The 15,650-nt window shown below is 63.6% G+C and carries 15 protein-coding genes and 1 pseudogene; 4 read left to right on the forward strand and 12 right to left on the reverse strand.

Annotated elements, in window-relative coordinates; all coding sequences use genetic code 11:
• Position 1: 1 nt before the first annotated feature.
• From PIN01S_RS24950 to PIN01S_RS24965, 4 genes and pseudogenes are all read right to left on the reverse strand, one after another.
• Entirely contained in the window at positions 2-1,000 is a 999-nt protein-coding gene (locus tag PIN01S_RS24950) for a serine O-acetyltransferase (protein ID WP_084339616.1), read from the reverse strand.
• A 17-nt stretch (positions 1,001-1,017) separates the two neighbouring features.
• Positions 1,018-1,932 (reverse strand): PLP-dependent cysteine synthase family protein, encoded by a 915-nt coding sequence (locus PIN01S_RS24955; RefSeq protein WP_084339617.1) that lies wholly within the window; start codon positions 1,930-1,932, stop codon positions 1,018-1,020.
• A gap of 18 nt (positions 1,933-1,950) precedes the next feature.
• Positions 1,951-3,831, reverse strand: a pseudogene (gene moeB, locus PIN01S_RS24960) (molybdopterin-synthase adenylyltransferase MoeB).
• Positions 3,832-3,833: 2 nt separating this feature from the next.
• Positions 3,834-4,787, reverse strand: a complete 954-nt coding sequence (locus tag PIN01S_RS24965) for a DMT family transporter (protein WP_084339618.1) — start codon at positions 4,785-4,787, stop codon at positions 3,834-3,836.
• A 102-nt stretch (positions 4,788-4,889) separates the two neighbouring features.
• Here PIN01S_RS24965 and PIN01S_RS24970 point away from each other — a divergent pair, with 102 nt between their 5' ends.
• Entirely contained in the window at positions 4,890-6,314 is a 1,425-nt protein-coding gene (locus PIN01S_RS24970) for an aminotransferase-like domain-containing protein (protein WP_084339619.1), read from the forward strand.
• Positions 6,315-6,352: 38 nt separating this feature from the next.
• On the opposite strand, the gene PIN01S_RS24975 is transcribed toward PIN01S_RS24970, so the two are convergent.
• From PIN01S_RS24975 to PIN01S_RS24990, 4 genes are all read right to left on the reverse strand, one after another.
• The gene (locus PIN01S_RS24975; RefSeq protein WP_084339620.1) at positions 6,353-6,877 is read right to left on the reverse strand and encodes a DUF2937 family protein; all 525 of its coding nucleotides are present in this window, start codon (positions 6,875-6,877) and stop codon (positions 6,353-6,355) included.
• Positions 6,878-6,886: 9 nt separating this feature from the next.
• Positions 6,887-7,690: a class II glutamine amidotransferase gene (locus PIN01S_RS24980; protein WP_084339621.1), complete on the reverse strand. Its 804-nt coding sequence runs from the start codon at positions 7,688-7,690 to the stop codon at positions 6,887-6,889.
• A 2-nt stretch (positions 7,691-7,692) separates the two neighbouring features.
• Positions 7,693-8,139: an HIT family protein gene (locus PIN01S_RS24985; protein ID WP_084339622.1), complete on the reverse strand. Its 447-nt coding sequence runs from the start codon at positions 8,137-8,139 to the stop codon at positions 7,693-7,695.
• An 86-nt stretch (positions 8,140-8,225) separates the two neighbouring features.
• On the reverse strand, positions 8,226-8,699 hold the full coding sequence (locus tag PIN01S_RS24990; RefSeq protein ID WP_084339623.1) for an MFS transporter: 474 nt from the start codon (positions 8,697-8,699) through the stop codon (positions 8,226-8,228).
• Between the two features lie 100 nt (positions 8,700-8,799).
• Here PIN01S_RS24990 and PIN01S_RS24995 point away from each other — a divergent pair, with 100 nt between their 5' ends.
• Positions 8,800-10,830 (forward strand): S9 family peptidase, encoded by a 2,031-nt coding sequence (locus PIN01S_RS24995; protein ID WP_084339624.1) that lies wholly within the window; start codon positions 8,800-8,802, stop codon positions 10,828-10,830.
• A 31-nt stretch (positions 10,831-10,861) separates the two neighbouring features.
• Here PIN01S_RS24995 and PIN01S_RS25000 read toward each other — a convergent pair whose 3' ends face one another.
• Positions 10,862-11,734, reverse strand: a complete 873-nt coding sequence (locus tag PIN01S_RS25000; protein WP_084339625.1) for a YihY/virulence factor BrkB family protein — start codon at positions 11,732-11,734, stop codon at positions 10,862-10,864.
• A gap of 110 nt (positions 11,735-11,844) precedes the next feature.
• On the opposite strand from PIN01S_RS25000, the gene PIN01S_RS25005 reads away from it, so the two are divergent.
• Positions 11,845-12,357, forward strand: a complete 513-nt coding sequence (locus tag PIN01S_RS25005; RefSeq protein ID WP_084339626.1) for a GNAT family N-acetyltransferase — start codon at positions 11,845-11,847, stop codon at positions 12,355-12,357.
• 85 nt (positions 12,358-12,442) lie between these two features.
• The gene (locus PIN01S_RS25010; RefSeq protein WP_084339627.1) at positions 12,443-12,796 is read left to right on the forward strand and encodes a YgaP-like transmembrane domain; all 354 of its coding nucleotides are present in this window, start codon (positions 12,443-12,445) and stop codon (positions 12,794-12,796) included.
• A gap of 9 nt (positions 12,797-12,805) precedes the next feature.
• Here PIN01S_RS25010 and PIN01S_RS25015 read toward each other — a convergent pair whose 3' ends face one another.
• The 3 genes from PIN01S_RS25015 to PIN01S_RS25025 all read right to left on the reverse strand — a co-directional run bounded on the left by PIN01S_RS25015 (position 12,806) and on the right by PIN01S_RS25025 (position 15,618).
• Complete coding sequence (locus PIN01S_RS25015; protein WP_084339628.1) at positions 12,806-14,035, reverse strand: hypothetical protein; 1,230 nt, start codon at positions 14,033-14,035, stop codon at positions 12,806-12,808.
• Positions 14,036-14,125: 90 nt separating this feature from the next.
• Entirely contained in the window at positions 14,126-14,575 is a 450-nt protein-coding gene (locus PIN01S_RS25020) for a YcgN family cysteine cluster protein (protein WP_084339629.1), read from the reverse strand.
• 110 nt (positions 14,576-14,685) lie between these two features.
• Complete coding sequence (locus PIN01S_RS25025) at positions 14,686-15,618, reverse strand: D-2-hydroxyacid dehydrogenase (RefSeq protein ID WP_084339630.1); 933 nt, start codon at positions 15,616-15,618, stop codon at positions 14,686-14,688.
• Between the last annotated feature and the right edge of the window lie 32 nt (positions 15,619-15,650).

The raw sequence follows: 15,650 nt of genomic DNA on the forward strand, positions 1-15,650 counted from the left end.
GTCAGCCACCTATGGTCGGGATTCGAGGGTCGACGACGCTGCGCACCAGGGCATCCAGGCCCGGTGGGCTGAGCAGCGTCACTTCCTGCAACGCGCTGGAAATCCGCAAATTGAGAGGGAAGTTGATCGGGCCATCCATGCCCAGCGCATCCCAGCGCAAGCGGTATTCGATGTGGTTCTTGTCTTGGCTGGCACGGTCCATGGCGAGGAATGGCAACGCCTGGTGATCGGCATCGACCACCGAGATATCGTTGAACTCCAGTTTCTCGCCCAGCAGGAACAGGCGGTCGCTGACCGCGAAGGCGCTGTAGAACCCGGTCCGCTCGGCTGGGTCGCCATGCTTCAGGGTCTGTACCTGATTGACGATGCTGACCTTGCTGTTCGCCGGGATGTCCTGGGTGATCACGCAAGACGGGCTGATGAACACGTTGTCGCCGATGCGCACGGGGCCGAGTATCCGCACCCCTGCCCCCACCTCGACGTTGTTGCCCAGCGTCGGGTGACGCTTGGTTTCCGGGTTGTTGGCGATACCCGAGGCGCCCAGGGTCACGCCGCTGAGGATGTAGCAGTCGTCACCGATCTCGCAGGTCTCGCCGATTACGGTGCCGTAGGCGTGATCGAGCACGAAGCGGCGGCCGATGCGCACCGCCGGGTGGATTTCCACCCCCGAGGCGATCTTGCCTTTGTTGGTCAATTTGTGGGCGATGATTTCACGCAGGCCACCCAGGCCATCCTCCAGCATCCAGATCTGATGGGCCAGCCGGTAATAAAGAACAGCCTTGAACGAGGCGTAGGCTTCGAAGATGACATCCTCGCGCCCGGCCGATGCCGGATCGCGCGAGGCATAGGCTTCGAGATCCTCGGAGACGCGGCTCACCGCCTCCTTCAGAATGCCGTCGAGGTGCCCGAACAGACGCTCCACCTCAGCGAAATCCAACGCATCGACCAGATGGTCGAGCAGCCTGTCGTGCACGTGAATCTTATGCAGAAAACCCCACATACGCCCTCCCTTGGCTTTCAGCTGAAGTAGGACAGATAGGAATCCACCGAGTCGTAGATGACGGTCAGGACGACCGCATCCTTTTTTATTTCCTGGGCCAGCTTGGCGATGGCCACCAGGTTGGCCGCGGACGATATGCCCAGGCTGATGGCATCGCTGCGCATGGTGGTGCGCACCCGTTCGACGCATTCGGCTTTGGAGACTTTCAGCATGCCGTCGAGAATCGAGACGTTGAGGATGCTCGGTACGATGCCCACCGACAGCCCCTGAATCTCGTGCGGGGCGTGACGATCGTTGAGCAGGTCACACTCCTCCGGCTCCACGCCGAACACCCGCAGGTCCGGCCAGCGTGCCTTCAGCGTCTCGCCGATACCGGTGATGTGCCCACCGGTGCCGATGCCGCCGACGAAATAGTCGATGCTCTTCTCGCCGAAGGAACGGATGATTTCCTTGGCCGTGGTTTGCCGATGGGTTTCCGGATTGGCCCCGTTGCGCTGCTGGTTGAGCATCACATACTCGGGGTTCTCCAGTTGCATCTCCATGGCTTTCTGGCCGTGGGAGTTGTTGCCCAGGCGGCTGTCCGACAGCACCACCTCGGCACCGTAGAGCTTGAGCAGCTTTTGTTTCTCCGGGCTGTAGTTGTCCGGAATCACCAGCACCACCCGATAGCCGAGGATGTTGCCGGCGATGGCCAGACCGATGCCGGTGTTGCCGCCGCTGGGCTCGATGATGGTCTGGCGCTTGCCGCGCACCAGGATGCCCTTGCGCTCGGCATCCTGGATCATGCCCAGAGCGATGCGCACCTTGTGGCTGCCGCCGGGGTTGAGCGACTCCAGCTTGGCGAAGACATTCAGCCCCACTTCTTCGGAGAACGCACCGAGGCGCACGATGGGGGTCTGGCCGATGGCCTGGAGCAAGGAGTTGTAGATCATCGCGTCGAAGCCCCTCCGTCAGTAGATGGGCATCGAGGGATCGACATCCCTCACCCAACGCTTGATCCCGCCCTCCAGCACGAAGGTGTTGCCGATGGATGCCTCCAGCATCCTGCTCGCCGCGCGCTCCGCCCGGCTGCCGCCGTAGCAGACCACGTAGTAGGTCTTGTCCTTGTCCAGTTCGTCGAGGCGTTGGTCCAGCTCGCTCAACGGGATGTTCAGCGATCCCTCCAGGGAACAGACCTCGCATTCGTTGGCGTCCCGCACGTCCAGCAGCACGGCGTCTTCGCGGCGCTCATGGAGAATCCGCTGCAGGGCCTTGGGTTCGATGTAGGCGTCCGCCGCCAGCAGCGGCTGCGAAGGCAGGCTGCTGGCGCAGACCTGCTGCTCTTCGCGCAACGAGGTGATGCTGGGGTTCGCCGAACAGGCCGGGCAATCGGCGCGCTTGGCGAAACGGATTTCATTGAAACGCATGGACAGCGCATCGAAACGCATCAGGCGGCCGGACAACGGTTCGCCGATGCCGAGGATGAGCTTGACCGCCTCGGTGGCCTGGATCATGCCGACTACGCCGGGCAGCACGCCGATGACCCCGCCGGCGCTGCAATTCGGCGCCAGCTCGGGAGGCGGGCTCTTGGGGAACAGGCAGCGGTAGCAAGGCCCGTCCTGATGGTTGAATACACTGATCTGCCCGTCGAACCGGTAGATCGCCCCGTACACGAAGGGTTTGTTCAACATCACGCAGGCATCGTTGATCAGGTAGCGGGTGGCAAAATTGTCCGAGCCGTCCACCACCAGATCGTATTCGGCGATCAGCGGCAAGGCGTTATCGGCATTCAGCGCGCAGTTGTAGGGGATCACCCGGATGTCCGGGTTGATGTCCAGCAGCCGTCGCTTCGCCGACTCCACCTTGGGCAGGCCCAGGGTGCTGGTGCCATGGACGATCTGCCGCTGCAGGTTGCTCGACTCGACCACGTCGAAATCGATCAGGCCCAGGGTGCCGACTCCGGCGGCCGCCAGGTACAGGGAAATCGGCGAACCCAGCCCGCCGGTGCCGATCATCAGCACGCGGGCCTTCTTCAGGCGCAACTGCCCTTCCCGGCCGACGTTCGGCAAGGTGATATGGCGGACGTAGCGTTTGATTTCCTCGTTGGACAACTGGTCCACATCCAGCCCGCCGGACGTCGCCAGCATGATGTCCACTTCGCAGCCCTCCGGCAGCTCGCTGTCCGGATCGACCAACCCACCGTTGGCGGTCAGCAGGAAGTGCTCCTTGAAACTGTCGTTCTGGTAGAAAAGATGAGCGCGCAGCTCGGCATGGCGTTCACAGATGGCGTTGACCAGCTCGCGCAGGGTGCGCCCCTCGGCCGGAATGGCCGTTCCCGGGAGCTTGGCTACGCGTGCCAACACTTCCGGAAAAATCACCGTCTTCATGTACAACTCCTTTTGCAGGGTCGTTGATCAGCAAGAAAATTCCTGGCTACAGACAAAGCCGTCATTCGCCCACTCGAACAATTTGGCGCCGCAAGGCCGGGCCTCGCGGACATCCACCACCAGGTACTTCACCGGGTAGATGGGCTGCCCGAGAAACAGCGCCTTGTCTTCGTCCTCTTTACTGAAGTAGGCGCCGACGTCCGGGTGCGAGTGGTAGATGACGGTCACCGGGTTATCGCTGCGGAAACTCTTGTTCAGCATCAGCGTGTCAGACACCGAAAAGGTGTAACCGGTACTCGCCGTGCGCTGATAAATGTCGGGATCGCGCGCATTCAGTTCGTTCTGAATATTCATTCCCTCATGCACGCCGCCATTGGCGAAGACGAATCCACAACATTCCTCGGGATAGGCACGGGATGCATGGCGATAAATTCGTTCGAGATTTTCTTTATTCAGAAAGTCCATGGTTAACCCAAATGCTCCTTGGCATTTTTCGACAGCAACTTTTCCACCGGTAGTTTGGTGATGGCGAAACCCGCGAGAAGGATTGCGGAATAGGTGGCCAGGTCCGACGAGATGGGCTGCCCTTCGTACCAGGAGCCGAAGATCACCGCGAACACCGGGAAGATGATGAAAACGAAGGACAGAATGACCGGGCTGAGCCGCTTCAGCAGGATGAAGTAGGCGATGAAGCCGCCCACCGACGCGATGACGCCCAGGTAGGCCAGGGCCGTCCAGGAGCGCAGGGTCACCGCGCCCAGGTCCGGGCTTTCGAGCCACAGGCCGCTGACGAACAGCAGGAATCCGGCCACGCCGATCGGCAGGGTGTTGTAGGTGAGCACGCTGATCGCCGAGCCCTTCTGCTTGGTGATCACGTAGCAGAAGCCATGCATGATCGCCGCCACCAGGATCGCCGCCACGCCGAAGATACCGGTATGCCCCAGGTGCAACCCCTGGGTCTTGATGATCATGAAGAGGCTGGCGAAACCGATGGCGATACCAACCATCTGCGAGGTGTAGATCCGCTCTTTCAGGAACATCGACGAGAAGATCAGGATGAACACCGGCATGCTGCTGAACAGCAATGCGGTCAATCCGGAAGAAACATGCTGTTCGCCGTAATTGAGCAGGTAATAGGGAATGCTGAAATACGTCAGCGTCACGAACACGAAGAACCCGGTTTGCTTGCGCGGAAAGAAGATCGGGTCCTGACGCACCAGCGCGAAAATCAGGAACAGCGGAAAAGCGATCAAGAAGCGCAATCCCGCCGACGTCAGCGGCGGCACACTTTCCACCGCCACCTTGATGCCCAGCCAAGTCGTTCCCCAGCTCAGGCAAACCACCAGAAACAATGCCGCTGTAATCAGTTTTGCTAACCACAAATTCTGAGTTTTCTCAGTGTTCCCAATTACAGCGGACATTGGCATGATGACAATTCCTTTTTCAGTGGGTGGCAATGACCGTTTACAAGCGGGTTATAACCATCTATTGATACAGTGCAAATCAGGCTATTAGGACGAAAAATGGCTGTCAAACCAATTATTGACACGGTGTCAATACTGCAGAGCGCTCTGGAATCCGGGCTGGGTGCCAAGTACAAGAAGCTCGCCGAAGCACTGGAAGTGAAGATTCTCGACGGCACCATCGAAGCCGGTGCCAAGCTGCCGCCCCATCGCGCACTCGCCGACCGCCTGGGCATCACCATCGGCACGGTGAGCCGGGTCTACGCGGAACTGGAGCGGATGGGCCTGGTGGTGGCGCGGGTCGGCGACGGTACCTTCGTCCGCCGGCGCGGGCTGGAACGCAAGCGCGACGAGGGTTTCCGCAACTTCATCGATGAGCCCCAGCAGTACTACGACATGAGCCGGAACATGCACATTCCGGGGCACGAGATCGACTACCTGTCCGAAAGCCTGATGGCCTTCGCCAGCGACCCGAAGACCCTCCAGGACCTGACGTTGTACACGCCGGACGTGGGCCTGCCGCGCTATCGCATGGCCGGTGCGCGGTGGCTCGGCCACGACAGCTTCGAGCCCCAGGCCGACCAGGTCATCTGCACCAACGGCGGCCAACATGGCCTGCTGTGCGCCCTGCTCGCCCTGCTCCGCGCCGGTGACACCATTGCCACCGAACAATTGACCTATCCGGGGCTGATCACTGCGGCGCGCTTCCTGGGGATCAAGATTCTCGGCGTGGACATGGACGAACAGGGCATCATTCCCGCCGCCCTGGAGGAGCTGTGCCGCAGCAACCGGATCTCCGCGCTGTATTGCACCCCGACCATCCAGAACCCGACCACCGCCGTGTTGTCACCGCAGCGTCGCGAGGAACTGGCCCGCGTCTGCCGGGACAACAACCTGCTGATCATCGAAGACGAAGCCCACGGCGTGCTGGTGGAAGACCGCCCATTGCCGCTGACCTGTCATGCCCCGGAGCGAACCATCCTCATCAGCAGTCTGAGCAAGGCGGTAGCGGCGGGATTGCGGGTCGGCTATCTGCATGCGCCGAATTCGCTACAGAGCCGGCTGGCGGCCTCGTTGCGGGCGACCTGTTGGATGGCTACGCCCCTGGCCCTGGAACTCGCCACCCACTGGATCGACGACGGTACCGCCGACAGGCTGCGCCGCCAGCAGGTGCACGAAATCAGCCGACGCAAGTCGCTGGTGGAAGGCCTGTTGTTCGGCCTGAACTACCGCACCCACCCGCAGAGCCCGCACTTCTGGATCGAAGTACCCGAGCCCTGGCGCGCCTCGGAGATCGAAGCCGATCTGAAGCAGAAGAACTACCTGATCACCGCCGCCGAAGCCTTCGCCGTCGGCCGCAGTGCCGTACCGCAGTATGTGCGCGCCAGCGTCAGCAATGCCTCCAGCAATGATCAGCTGTTGAGCGACGGCTTCCAGGCCCTGGCCAGGACGCTGAAGGAGGAAGCCGGACAGTTCGCCATGTGAGGGTGATGGAGAAGCCCTGAACGCCAGGGCAACGATGGTCAGCGCCAATGTCGCTGCTGCACCTGTTTGCTGCGCCCCATGGAAAAGGGCATGGCCAGCAGCAGGACCAGGCTTTCCACCAGCCAGGCCAACAACAAGGCGCACCCCAGCCCCCAGGCGATGGCTTGCGGCGCCAGTAAAACCTGATAGCGATAGGCTCGATAGGTTTCGTCGAGCAATGCGCGATCGGCATCGACCAGCACATGCCAGGCCTGCGCATACCAAGGCCCCTGCATGGCCTGCGATTCGCGGTCCAGCAACCGGACCCGCTCCACCAGCCGCCCGATGCTCTGCGCATCGTTGCGGAAAACCGGATCGTCACTGGCCCGGTAATGGGCCACCAGCGCGTTCAGATCACCATTGAAAAAACGCCGCGCCGTTTCCTCGAACCCGCTCAACCCCTGCTGCGCCTCCAGCCGGTGCGCCTCCACCCGCTTGGCATAATCATCGATGAACCCCGGAACCTGGACCCCGACCAGCAGCCCCAGGCCGAACAGCAGCAGACGCAGATAGCTTCGCAGCATGGATGATCCTTATGGTGTCGTCTCGGAAATGGCATCCGGCTCGCGCCGCCCCTGGGCGATGCATTCGCCGTTGCGCCACAGACTCCAGTCGCCGGGCTGGTAGAGGGACCAGGTTTCGTTGGTGGTCAGCGGTTCGGTGGCCAGCACCGTGACCACGTCGTTCGGCGTGGTCTCCGCCTGGAAGTCCACGGTGAGTTCGGCATCCTTGAGCCGGGCCGGCCCGAACGGCGCGCGCCGGGTGATGTGTGCCAGCTTGGTGGTGCAGAAGCTGAACAGCCAGTCGCCATCGCTCAGCAGGCAGTTGAATACGCCTTTGCGGCGATAGTCGGCACAAGCCTCGACCAGCGTCGGCAACAGCGCCTCGACCGGCACCGGCTCGGGAAAGGTCGAGCGAATCCGATTGAGCAGGTCACAGAAGGCCGCCTCACTGTCGGTATCCCCCACCGGCCGGTAGAACCCCGGCGTGGTGTCCAGCCCCGCCAACTGGCCGTTATGGGCGAAACACCAGTTGCGCCCCCACAGCTCGCGGATGAAAGGATGGGTATTGGCCAGACAGACGCGCCCGACGTTGGCCTGGCGGATATGCCCGATCACCACTTCGCTCTTGATCGGATAGCGCTGCACCAGCCGGGCGACTTCCGACTCGGCGCTGGCCGCCGGGTCTTGGAACAGGCGCAGCCCCTTGCCTTCGTAGAAGGCGATGCCCCAGCCATCCCGATGCGGGCCGGTACGGCCGCCACGCTGCATCAGCCCGGTGAAGCTGAACACGATATCGGTGGGTACGTTGGCGCTCATGCCAAGCAGTTCGCACATGGTCAGGCCTCGCGCTGCAGCGCCTGGCGCAGGGCGTCGGCCTCGCCTTCCAGACGGCGCTGGAGGGTTTTCCGGCCCAGCGGCAGGAAGCGCGTCAGCATGCGCCACAGCAACCAGGGCAGATCGCCCAGCCGGCGCGGCACCAGGTGCAGATGGAAATGCGGGACATGCTGATTGGAGGCCGGCCCGTCGTTGATCATGATGTTGATCCCGTCGCGCCCATGGCCGCAGGCCCGCAGCGCCCGCTGGACTCGCTCCGCCAGCGCCACCAGGCGCTCACGCGCCGGCAGCGGGAGATCGCTCAGGTGCGGCGCATGCTCGCGGCTGACGAGCAGCACATGGGCCGGGCGTATCGGGTAGATATCGAGAATGACCAGGAAGTGCTCGTCCTCATGCAGCAGGTGGGCGGGCAACTGACCGGCGGCGATAGCGCAGAAAGGGCAATTCATGGGTCCTCCTTGAGCGAGTGGCCCATGCTGAACGGCTCGCTCCGGAGGTGCAAGTGCCCGGCCGGAACGCCCTCACGAAAGCGGAATTACAGCTTGGGCTCCAAACGCATCCGCCGGTCGCCGTTGCGGTCGTAGCGCACATCCGCGTCGTCGGCACCGTCGCGGCTCATCATCTCGCGCAGGGTCGGCTCGTCCTCGTCGGCCGGTGCCGGTTGGCGGCGTCCTTTCAACCAACGCTCCAGCGGCCAGCGCAGGGCCACCAGCAGCAGGTAGCAGGCGAACGCGACCATGCCGAATATCGCCAAGTCGGAAACCGCGTACCAGGCGTTGTTGCCTACCTTGAACAGCAGGTCCAGCGCGAGCACCGCAACCGCCGGCGCATACAACTCCTTGGTCGGCTCGACGATGGTCGGGGTCAGCAGCAACACAGCCCCGATCAGCCACAGCGGCTCACGCAACCACCGCCACATCCAGCCGGTAAGGCGGAACCAGACCAGGAGACAGCCCAGCGCGGCGACTCCGTAGGCGGCCCAGGCAAGCGTGTAGTCGTTCTCGATCATCGGCGGCGATTCATGGCAGGGCTGACAAAGGGGCGCTTATGATAACGGCTTTTGACCGGTCCGGCGCGTCCGCCGTCGTTCGTCCCAGGAGAGTTTACGCATGCAAGCACCCATCGCCCGTATCGACAACGATAGCCACGATCCCTACCGTTGGCTGGAGAACCGCGACAGCGACGAGGTGCTCGACTACCTCAGGGCCGAAAATGCCTACCTCGATACCGTTCTCGCGGACCAGACCGAACTGCGCGAAACGCTGTTCCAGGAAATCAAGGGCCGCATCCGCGAGACCGACCTGTCCCTGCCCTCGCCCTGGGGGCCTTACCTGTACTACCAGCGCACCACCGTGGGCGACGAATACCCGCGCCACTATCGTTGCCCGCGCCCGGCGGACGGCTCGCTGATGGTCGACGAAAGCCGCGAGGAACTGCTGCTCGACCCTAATGCCCTGGCCAATGGCGGCTACCTGTCCCTCGGCGCCTTCACCATCACCCGCGACCACAACCGCCTCGCCTACAGCCTGGACACCAACGGCGACGAGATCTACCGGCTGTTCGTCAAGGACCTGCACAGCGGCGACGTCGAGGAGCTGCCCTTCGATGACTGCGACGGCAGCATGACTTGGGCCAACGACCACCAGACGCTGTTCTTCGGCGAGCTGGATGACACCCACCGGCCGCACAAGCTGTACCGCTACCGCCTCGGCGAGCGGGAGGCGGAGCTGATCTTCAACGAGCCGGACGGACGCTTTTTCATTCACTGCTACCGCTCCAGTTCCGAGCGCAAACTGATCCTGCTGAGCAACAGCAAGACCACCTGCGAAGCCTGGGTCCTCGATGCCGACCGGCCGCACGACGCCTTCGTCTGCCTGGCACCGCGCGAAGATGGCCACGAGTATTACCCCGACCACGGCCGCCAGGGCGGCGACTGGGCCTGGCTGATCCGCAGCAACCAGGCCGGCATCAACTTCGCCCTTTATCGCGCCGCCGAAGAAACCCCGAGCCGCGAGCACTGGCAGACGCTGGTTCCGCACAGCGACACGGTGACCATGGAGGGCCTCAGCCTCAACGCCGAAGCCCTGACCCTGAGCCTGCGCGAAGGCGGTTTGCCGATCATCGAAGTCCATCCACAGGGTGCCCCTGCCTACCGCGTACAGCTTCCCGACGCCGCCTACAGCCTGCACGTCCAGGACACCCTGGAGTTCGAAAGCGCAGTCATCCGCCTGCGCTACGAAGCTCTCAACCGGCCGGCGCAGATCCGCCAGTTGGCCCTCGCCAATGGCGAACAACAGGTGCTTAAGGAGACCCCGGTGGAAGGACCGTTCGACGCCGATGCCTATGTCAGCCAGAGGCTCTGGGCGACGGCAGCGGACGGCACGCGGATTCCCATCAGCCTGGTCGCCCGCCGCGATACCCTGGGACAGCCCGCGCCGCTGTACCTGTACGGCTACGGTGCCTATGGCGAGAGCCTCGACCCCTGGTTCTCCCATGCCCGCCTGAGCCTGCTGGAGCGCGGTTTCGTCTTCGCCGTCGCCCATGTGCGCGGCGGCGGCGAACTGGGAGAAGCCTGGTACCGGGCCGGCAAGCTGGAACACAAGCAGAACACCTTCGGCGACTTCATCGCCTGCGCGGAATTCCTCGTTGCCGAGGGCTACACCATGCCCGCGCAGCTGGCCATCAGCGGCGGCAGCGCCGGCGGCCTGCTGATCGGCGCGGTGCTCAACCAGCGGCCCGACCTGTTCGCCGCGGCCATTGCCGAAGTGCCCTTCGTCGATGTGCTGAACAGCATGCAGAACCCCGACCTGCCGCTGACGATCGCCGAGTATGAGGAATGGGGCGATCCGCGCGAGCCGGACGTCTACGAGCGGATCAAGGGCTACGCCCCTTACGAGAACGTCCGGGCCCAGGCCTACCCCGCCATTCTCGCGGTGGCCGGCTACCACGACAGCCGCGTGCAATATTGGGAAGCGGCGAAATGGGTAGCCAAGCTGCGCGCCCACAAGACCGACGACAATCTCCTCCTGCTGAAGACCGACCTCGGCGCGGGCCACGGCGGCATGAGCGGACGTTACCAGGCGCTGCGCGACGTCGCCTTGGAATACGGTTTCCTGCTCAAGGTGCTCGGACGAGAATGAGCGACAGCGGCCCCGGTAACGCCGGGGCCGATCAGGGCGGCGTTTTTTCTCCCGGGTCCTTGCCCTCGGGATGGTGATGCTCGATCACCGCGTTCAGCTCCGCCCCCATCAGCAGCACCGCGGCGGAAATGTAGAAGTACAGCAGCAGGACGATGATCGCGCCGATGCTGCCGTACATGGCGTCGTACTTGCCGAAGTTCTTCACGTAGAAGCCGAACCCCAGCGATGCCACGATCCACACCAGTACCGCCAGCACCGAGCCCGGCGTGATGAAACGGAAGCGCTGCTTCACGTCGGGCACCACGTAATAGACCAGGGCCAGGGCCATGATCAGCAGGAGAACCGCGACGGGCCAGCGCACCCAGGCCCAGATCACCACCATCAATTGCTCCAGCCCCAAGTAGTGGGCCAGCCAGTTCATCACCTCCGGCCCGATGATCATGAAGCCCGCCGCCATCAGCAGCATCAGGGCGATGCCGACGGTATAGACGATCGACAAGGGAAAACGCTTCCAGGCCGGCCGTCCCTCCTCCACGTCATAGGCCTTGTTCATCGCGTCCATGGCCGAGCGCACCCCGGACGAGGCCGTCCACAACGCTACGATGATCGCCATCGAGAACAGTCCACTCTTCTGTTCCATGATCTTGTCGATGGCCGCGTTCACCTCATCCATGGCCTGCTGCGGCAGCAACAGGGCCGCCTGCTGGCGCAGCCACTCGAAGAAGTTCTGCAGATCGAGGAAGCTCAGCAGGGCGATCAGGAAGATCAGGAACGGGAACAGCGAGAAGAACATCTGGAACGCCAGCGCGGCCGAATAGGTCGGCATTTCGTCGTCGATGAAGTCCTTGACGCTGCGCTTGATCACCTCCAGCGGCCCAAGCCCTCGCAGATAGCGTGAAAACATATGCTGCTCCTTCTATCCTGGGTCGATTACAGATTCGGACGACCCAGACGATCCGGAGTTCGCCCCACCCCGCGCGGAAAGGCCCGGATCAGACCTACAGGAAGAAACCCATGGATGACATCGTTCTACGCGATTGGCATGAGCTGTCGGCACGCCAGCGCCTCGCCGTTACCGAACTGCGGATCGACAATGAACAACAAACCTTTGCCGGGCGAATCGATGATGCCATCCGCGCCTGCGAACAGGCGGCGCCCTGTCATTTGCGTGGACTCGCCGTACTGCACAACGAGCGCCCGGTAGGTTTCCTGCTGCTCAAACGTCCGCCGTTATCGCCTGCCTGGGCACCGGACGACGCGATCACCCTGCATGCGCTGCAAATCGACCTGAGCCATCAAGGTCGCGGATACGGCCGGTCGGCTCTGGCGGCGCTGCCCAGCCTCGCCATGCGCGCATGGCCACAGGCGCGATGCCTGGCTCTCTCGGTGGACGCCCATAACGCTGCGGCCATGGCTCTTTATGTCCGCAGTGGCTGGCTGGATAGCGGGCAGACGTACCAGGGGCGCCTCGGCCTCGAGCGGCGCTTCAACCTTCCTCTCTTTTCGGGAGCGCACCAGCCATCGTGAAATCCCTTCACGACTCGAGCGGAATCGAACGGCTACGCCCGCAAGCAGTCACTTCTTAGTGACACCCCTTTTTCAGGAGCTGCCCATGAAGACTTCGAGCCTGCCCGGCCAACGGCATACCTTCGAACCCAACGTGCATGGCTGGGAGCGCACCGCGTCCATCGCCGGCGGGCTGGTCCTGCTCGGCAAGGGATTGCGCAAAGGCGGTATCGTGGGAATGGTGCAGGCGGCCATGGGCGGCATGACGCTGCTACGCGGGCTGACCGGCCGCTGCGCCGTGAAACGCGCCATCAGCGAGGCACGCGATCACCTGCACGACGCGCAACTGGACGTCCGGGGAAGCGACCTGGGTGCCTTGCGGAGCAGCGCCGAAGCCGCCACCTCCACCGCCACGGTGACCGGCAACGATTCGCTGACCAGCCCGCGCGCCGGCCTCTGAGGTCTTTCCTCAGCGAAGCAGACGCGTATCGAGCACCTTGGACGGCGCCCCCATGACGTTTTCGCTGATCTCGATGAAGTCCTTGGTGCTGGCCTTGTCCAGGCGCATCAGGCCACGGGTGACATCGTCCAAGGAGCGCTCGCCATGTTCCCGGGTACGCTGGCGGATTTCCCGGTCCAGGTCCTGCAACAGCAGTACCGCGCGGGCGGTGACCGGACCGGTGGCGTTCTCGCCGCGCAGGCTCTTCACATCGCGGCTCCATTTGATCAGGTGCTCGCGGCCCTTCTGGTAACGGTCCTCGCCCAGCCCGCCGGCGCGGCGCATCAGTTCGATGGCGTAGTACTCGGCCAGCCCTTCGGTAATCCAGTCGCTGCGATCGGTATCCGAGATGCGGCTGAACACGTGCACCAGTTCATGCACCAGCGAACTGGTGCCGTTCTCGCTCACCAGCGGTCGGTCGGCATGCATGAACAATGAGTTGCCCGCCGACAGTCCGCCCCGCCACATGGGGTCGCCGGCGCCGACGATCAGCAGTTTGTCCGGGTCGCGCGGGAATACCGCCTGGGCTTCAGGCCAGACGAAGGTGAGCAAGGTCAGCACATCCATCCGCCGCATGCCCTCGCCCACCGGCGCCGCCACGGCGATTTCGGTATCGCCCAACCGCGCCCGACGAGTGCCGAGCTTGCCGGCCAGCATCCAGCCGGTCGGGCGATCGAACTTGCGCGACGGGTTATGAATGCGGAAACGGTTCTTGCCGATGCGCGGCCAGCCGGTTTCCACGCTCTTCCAGCCCTTGGGTAATTCGAAAGTCAGACGCGAGACCAGCTCGATGCCGTCCTGCTGCTTCAAGCGAGCGCTCGGCACCAGATCGTCACCCCGCAGCAAGGCCCAGTTTTCCGTCATGCGGGCATCGAAGCGGTCGTCCTGCCGCGGATGACTGACCTTCACCCGGTAGCTGAGACTGGCCTTGCCTTTCGCCGGCAGCCAGACACCGCGACTGTCGCCGTTCGGCTGCCATTGGCCATCGGCCTGGAAATCGCTGTAGTAACCCTTGTCGCCCAGGTCGAAATCGAGGCTGGTGACGGCCTCGCCACGTTCCAGGGTCAGACGGACCTCGGCTTGGTCGCTTTCGGGCAGAAAGCGCACGTGATAATCCAGATCGACTTTCTTGGCCGCCCACGACGGGCTGCTCAGTGCCAGCAACACGACAGACAGCAGGGACTTCGGGCAAACGGGCATGGAGGTGGTTCCTTGATGAGGAGGATCAATCCATAGACAAGGCAGGATACAGAACGGCTCGGTCGGAATCGAACCGGCTCGACCGCGTGCTCAGCCGGCGCGAAAGATCAGATGCTCTTCCCAGTCGTCCTCGGAGACGCTGTTTTCGCTGAGCATCTTGCCGGACTGGGAAATGCCGGCCTTGTGCACCGCCTCGGGGTCGCCGCAGACGAGCGGGTGCCAGGGCAGCAGGTCCTTGCCTTCGGCCACCAGACGATAACCGCAGGTCGGCGGCAACCACTGGAATTGGTCGGCCTGGGCCGGAGTGAGCTGGATGCAGTCGGGCACGCTCTGCCGACGGTTCGGGTAGTCGGTGCAGCGGCAGGTCTTGAGGTCGAGCAGCTTGCAGGCGATGCGCGTGTAGTAGACGCTGCCGTCGTCCTCATCCTCGAGCTTCTGCAGGCAGCACAGGCCGCAGCCGTCGCACAGCGACTCCCACTCATCCTGATCGAGCTGGGCGAGGGTCTTGCGTTTCCAGAAGGGTTCGACTTTGGCGGCCATGGCACATCGGACGGCGGGGCGGAAGGCGCGCAGTCTAACGGCCAGCCCGGCCGACGCCAAGGATGGGCACGACAAATGGGCCTTGCGATTGGCAGCCAATGACCCGTATCTCAATAGCCGCGCTGGAAATCCACCTGGCCACGCAAGGGCTCGTCGCGGCGGTAACGCTGCAGGTTGTCGAGGAACAGTTCCGCCATGGGGCCCGGCAGGGTCGGCGCCGAACTGTGGCCGGTGAGCAGCAGGCGTGGCGCGTTCCAGAACGGATGCTCCGCCGGCAACGGCTCTTCGCGACAGACATCGATCACCGCGCCCGCCAGCCGGCCTTCTTCCAGCGCCGCGACCAGATCGGCATCGACCACCGCCACTCCTCGCCCGGCATTAATGAACAAGGCGCTGGGCTTCAGTTGGGCGAACAGCGCGGCATCGTACAGATCGCGGGTCGCCGGGGTATCCGGCAGCAGATTGATCAGGTAGTCCGCCTGTGCCGCCTGCCCGGCCAGCTCCGGCAGCCCGGCGACTTCCCGGAACGGCTCGAGCGGGCGCGGCTCACGGGCGATGCCGTGCAGCTCGACGCCGAAAGGCTGGAGGAAGCGCGCAACACTCTGGCCGATGTCGCCGCTGCCGACGATCAGGACCCGACGCCCTGCCAGACTATGCGGCAGGCGGTTGTCCCAGCGCCGCTCGACCTGGCTGGCCAGACGCGCCAGCAATTGCCGCTCATGGGCCAGGATGTAGGTCAGGACATACTCCGCCATCACCTGGCCGAAAATTCCCACCGCCCGGCTCAAGCGATAGTCCCGCGGCAACTCGGACGCCAGCATCGGCGTGATCCCGGCCCAGGTGGACTGCAGCCACGCCGGCTTCAGCCCTTGCCGCAGCAGGGGCACCAGCAGGTCCGGACAGCCCAGCCAGATCGGACAGTCCCCGGCCAGCCGGGCCAGCTCCTCGGGATCGGCGCTGCTGCGAAGCACCAGATCAGGCGCGGCAGCCGCCAGTAAATCGCGGTAAAGGGCGTGCTGGTGTTCGGCAATCAGAATGGACATGGCGAGATCCGACGGAGACAAGGAGAACGCGG

It is taken from the genome of Pseudomonas indica NBRC 103045 (assembly GCF_002091635.1).
Lineage (GTDB): Bacteria > Pseudomonadota > Gammaproteobacteria > Pseudomonadales > Pseudomonadaceae > Pseudomonas_M > Pseudomonas_M indica.

What these genes read in the sequence shown, in the direction of transcription:
- PIN01S_RS24950 (WP_084339616.1), bottom strand. Translation starts at nt 1,000, where the DNA reads ATGTGGGGTTTTCTGCATAAGATTCACGTGCACGACAGGCTGCTCGAC.
- PIN01S_RS24955 (WP_084339617.1), bottom strand. Translation starts at nt 1,932, where the DNA reads ATGATCTACAACTCCTTGCTCCAGGCCATCGGCCAGACCCCCATCGTG.
- PIN01S_RS24965 (WP_084339618.1), bottom strand. Translation starts at nt 4,787, where the DNA reads ATGTCCGCTGTAATTGGGAACACTGAGAAAACTCAGAATTTGTGGTTA.
- PIN01S_RS24970 (WP_084339619.1), top strand. Translation starts at nt 4,890, where the DNA reads ATGGCTGTCAAACCAATTATTGACACGGTGTCAATACTGCAGAGCGCT.
- PIN01S_RS24975 (WP_084339620.1), bottom strand. Translation starts at nt 6,877, where the DNA reads ATGCTGCGAAGCTATCTGCGTCTGCTGCTGTTCGGCCTGGGGCTGCTG.
- PIN01S_RS24980 (WP_084339621.1), bottom strand. Translation starts at nt 7,690, where the DNA reads ATGTGCGAACTGCTTGGCATGAGCGCCAACGTACCCACCGATATCGTG.
- PIN01S_RS24985 (WP_084339622.1), bottom strand. Translation starts at nt 8,139, where the DNA reads ATGAATTGCCCTTTCTGCGCTATCGCCGCCGGTCAGTTGCCCGCCCAC.
- PIN01S_RS24990 (WP_084339623.1), bottom strand. Translation starts at nt 8,699, where the DNA reads ATGATCGAGAACGACTACACGCTTGCCTGGGCCGCCTACGGAGTCGCC.
- PIN01S_RS24995 (WP_084339624.1), top strand. Translation starts at nt 8,800, where the DNA reads ATGCAAGCACCCATCGCCCGTATCGACAACGATAGCCACGATCCCTAC.
- PIN01S_RS25000 (WP_084339625.1), bottom strand. Translation starts at nt 11,734, where the DNA reads ATGTTTTCACGCTATCTGCGAGGGCTTGGGCCGCTGGAGGTGATCAAG.
- PIN01S_RS25005 (WP_084339626.1), top strand. Translation starts at nt 11,845, where the DNA reads ATGGATGACATCGTTCTACGCGATTGGCATGAGCTGTCGGCACGCCAG.
- PIN01S_RS25010 (WP_084339627.1), top strand. Translation starts at nt 12,443, where the DNA reads ATGAAGACTTCGAGCCTGCCCGGCCAACGGCATACCTTCGAACCCAAC.
- PIN01S_RS25015 (WP_084339628.1), bottom strand. Translation starts at nt 14,035, where the DNA reads ATGCCCGTTTGCCCGAAGTCCCTGCTGTCTGTCGTGTTGCTGGCACTG.
- PIN01S_RS25020 (WP_084339629.1), bottom strand. Translation starts at nt 14,575, where the DNA reads ATGGCCGCCAAAGTCGAACCCTTCTGGAAACGCAAGACCCTCGCCCAG.
- PIN01S_RS25025 (WP_084339630.1), bottom strand. Translation starts at nt 15,618, where the DNA reads ATGTCCATTCTGATTGCCGAACACCAGCACGCCCTTTACCGCGATTTA.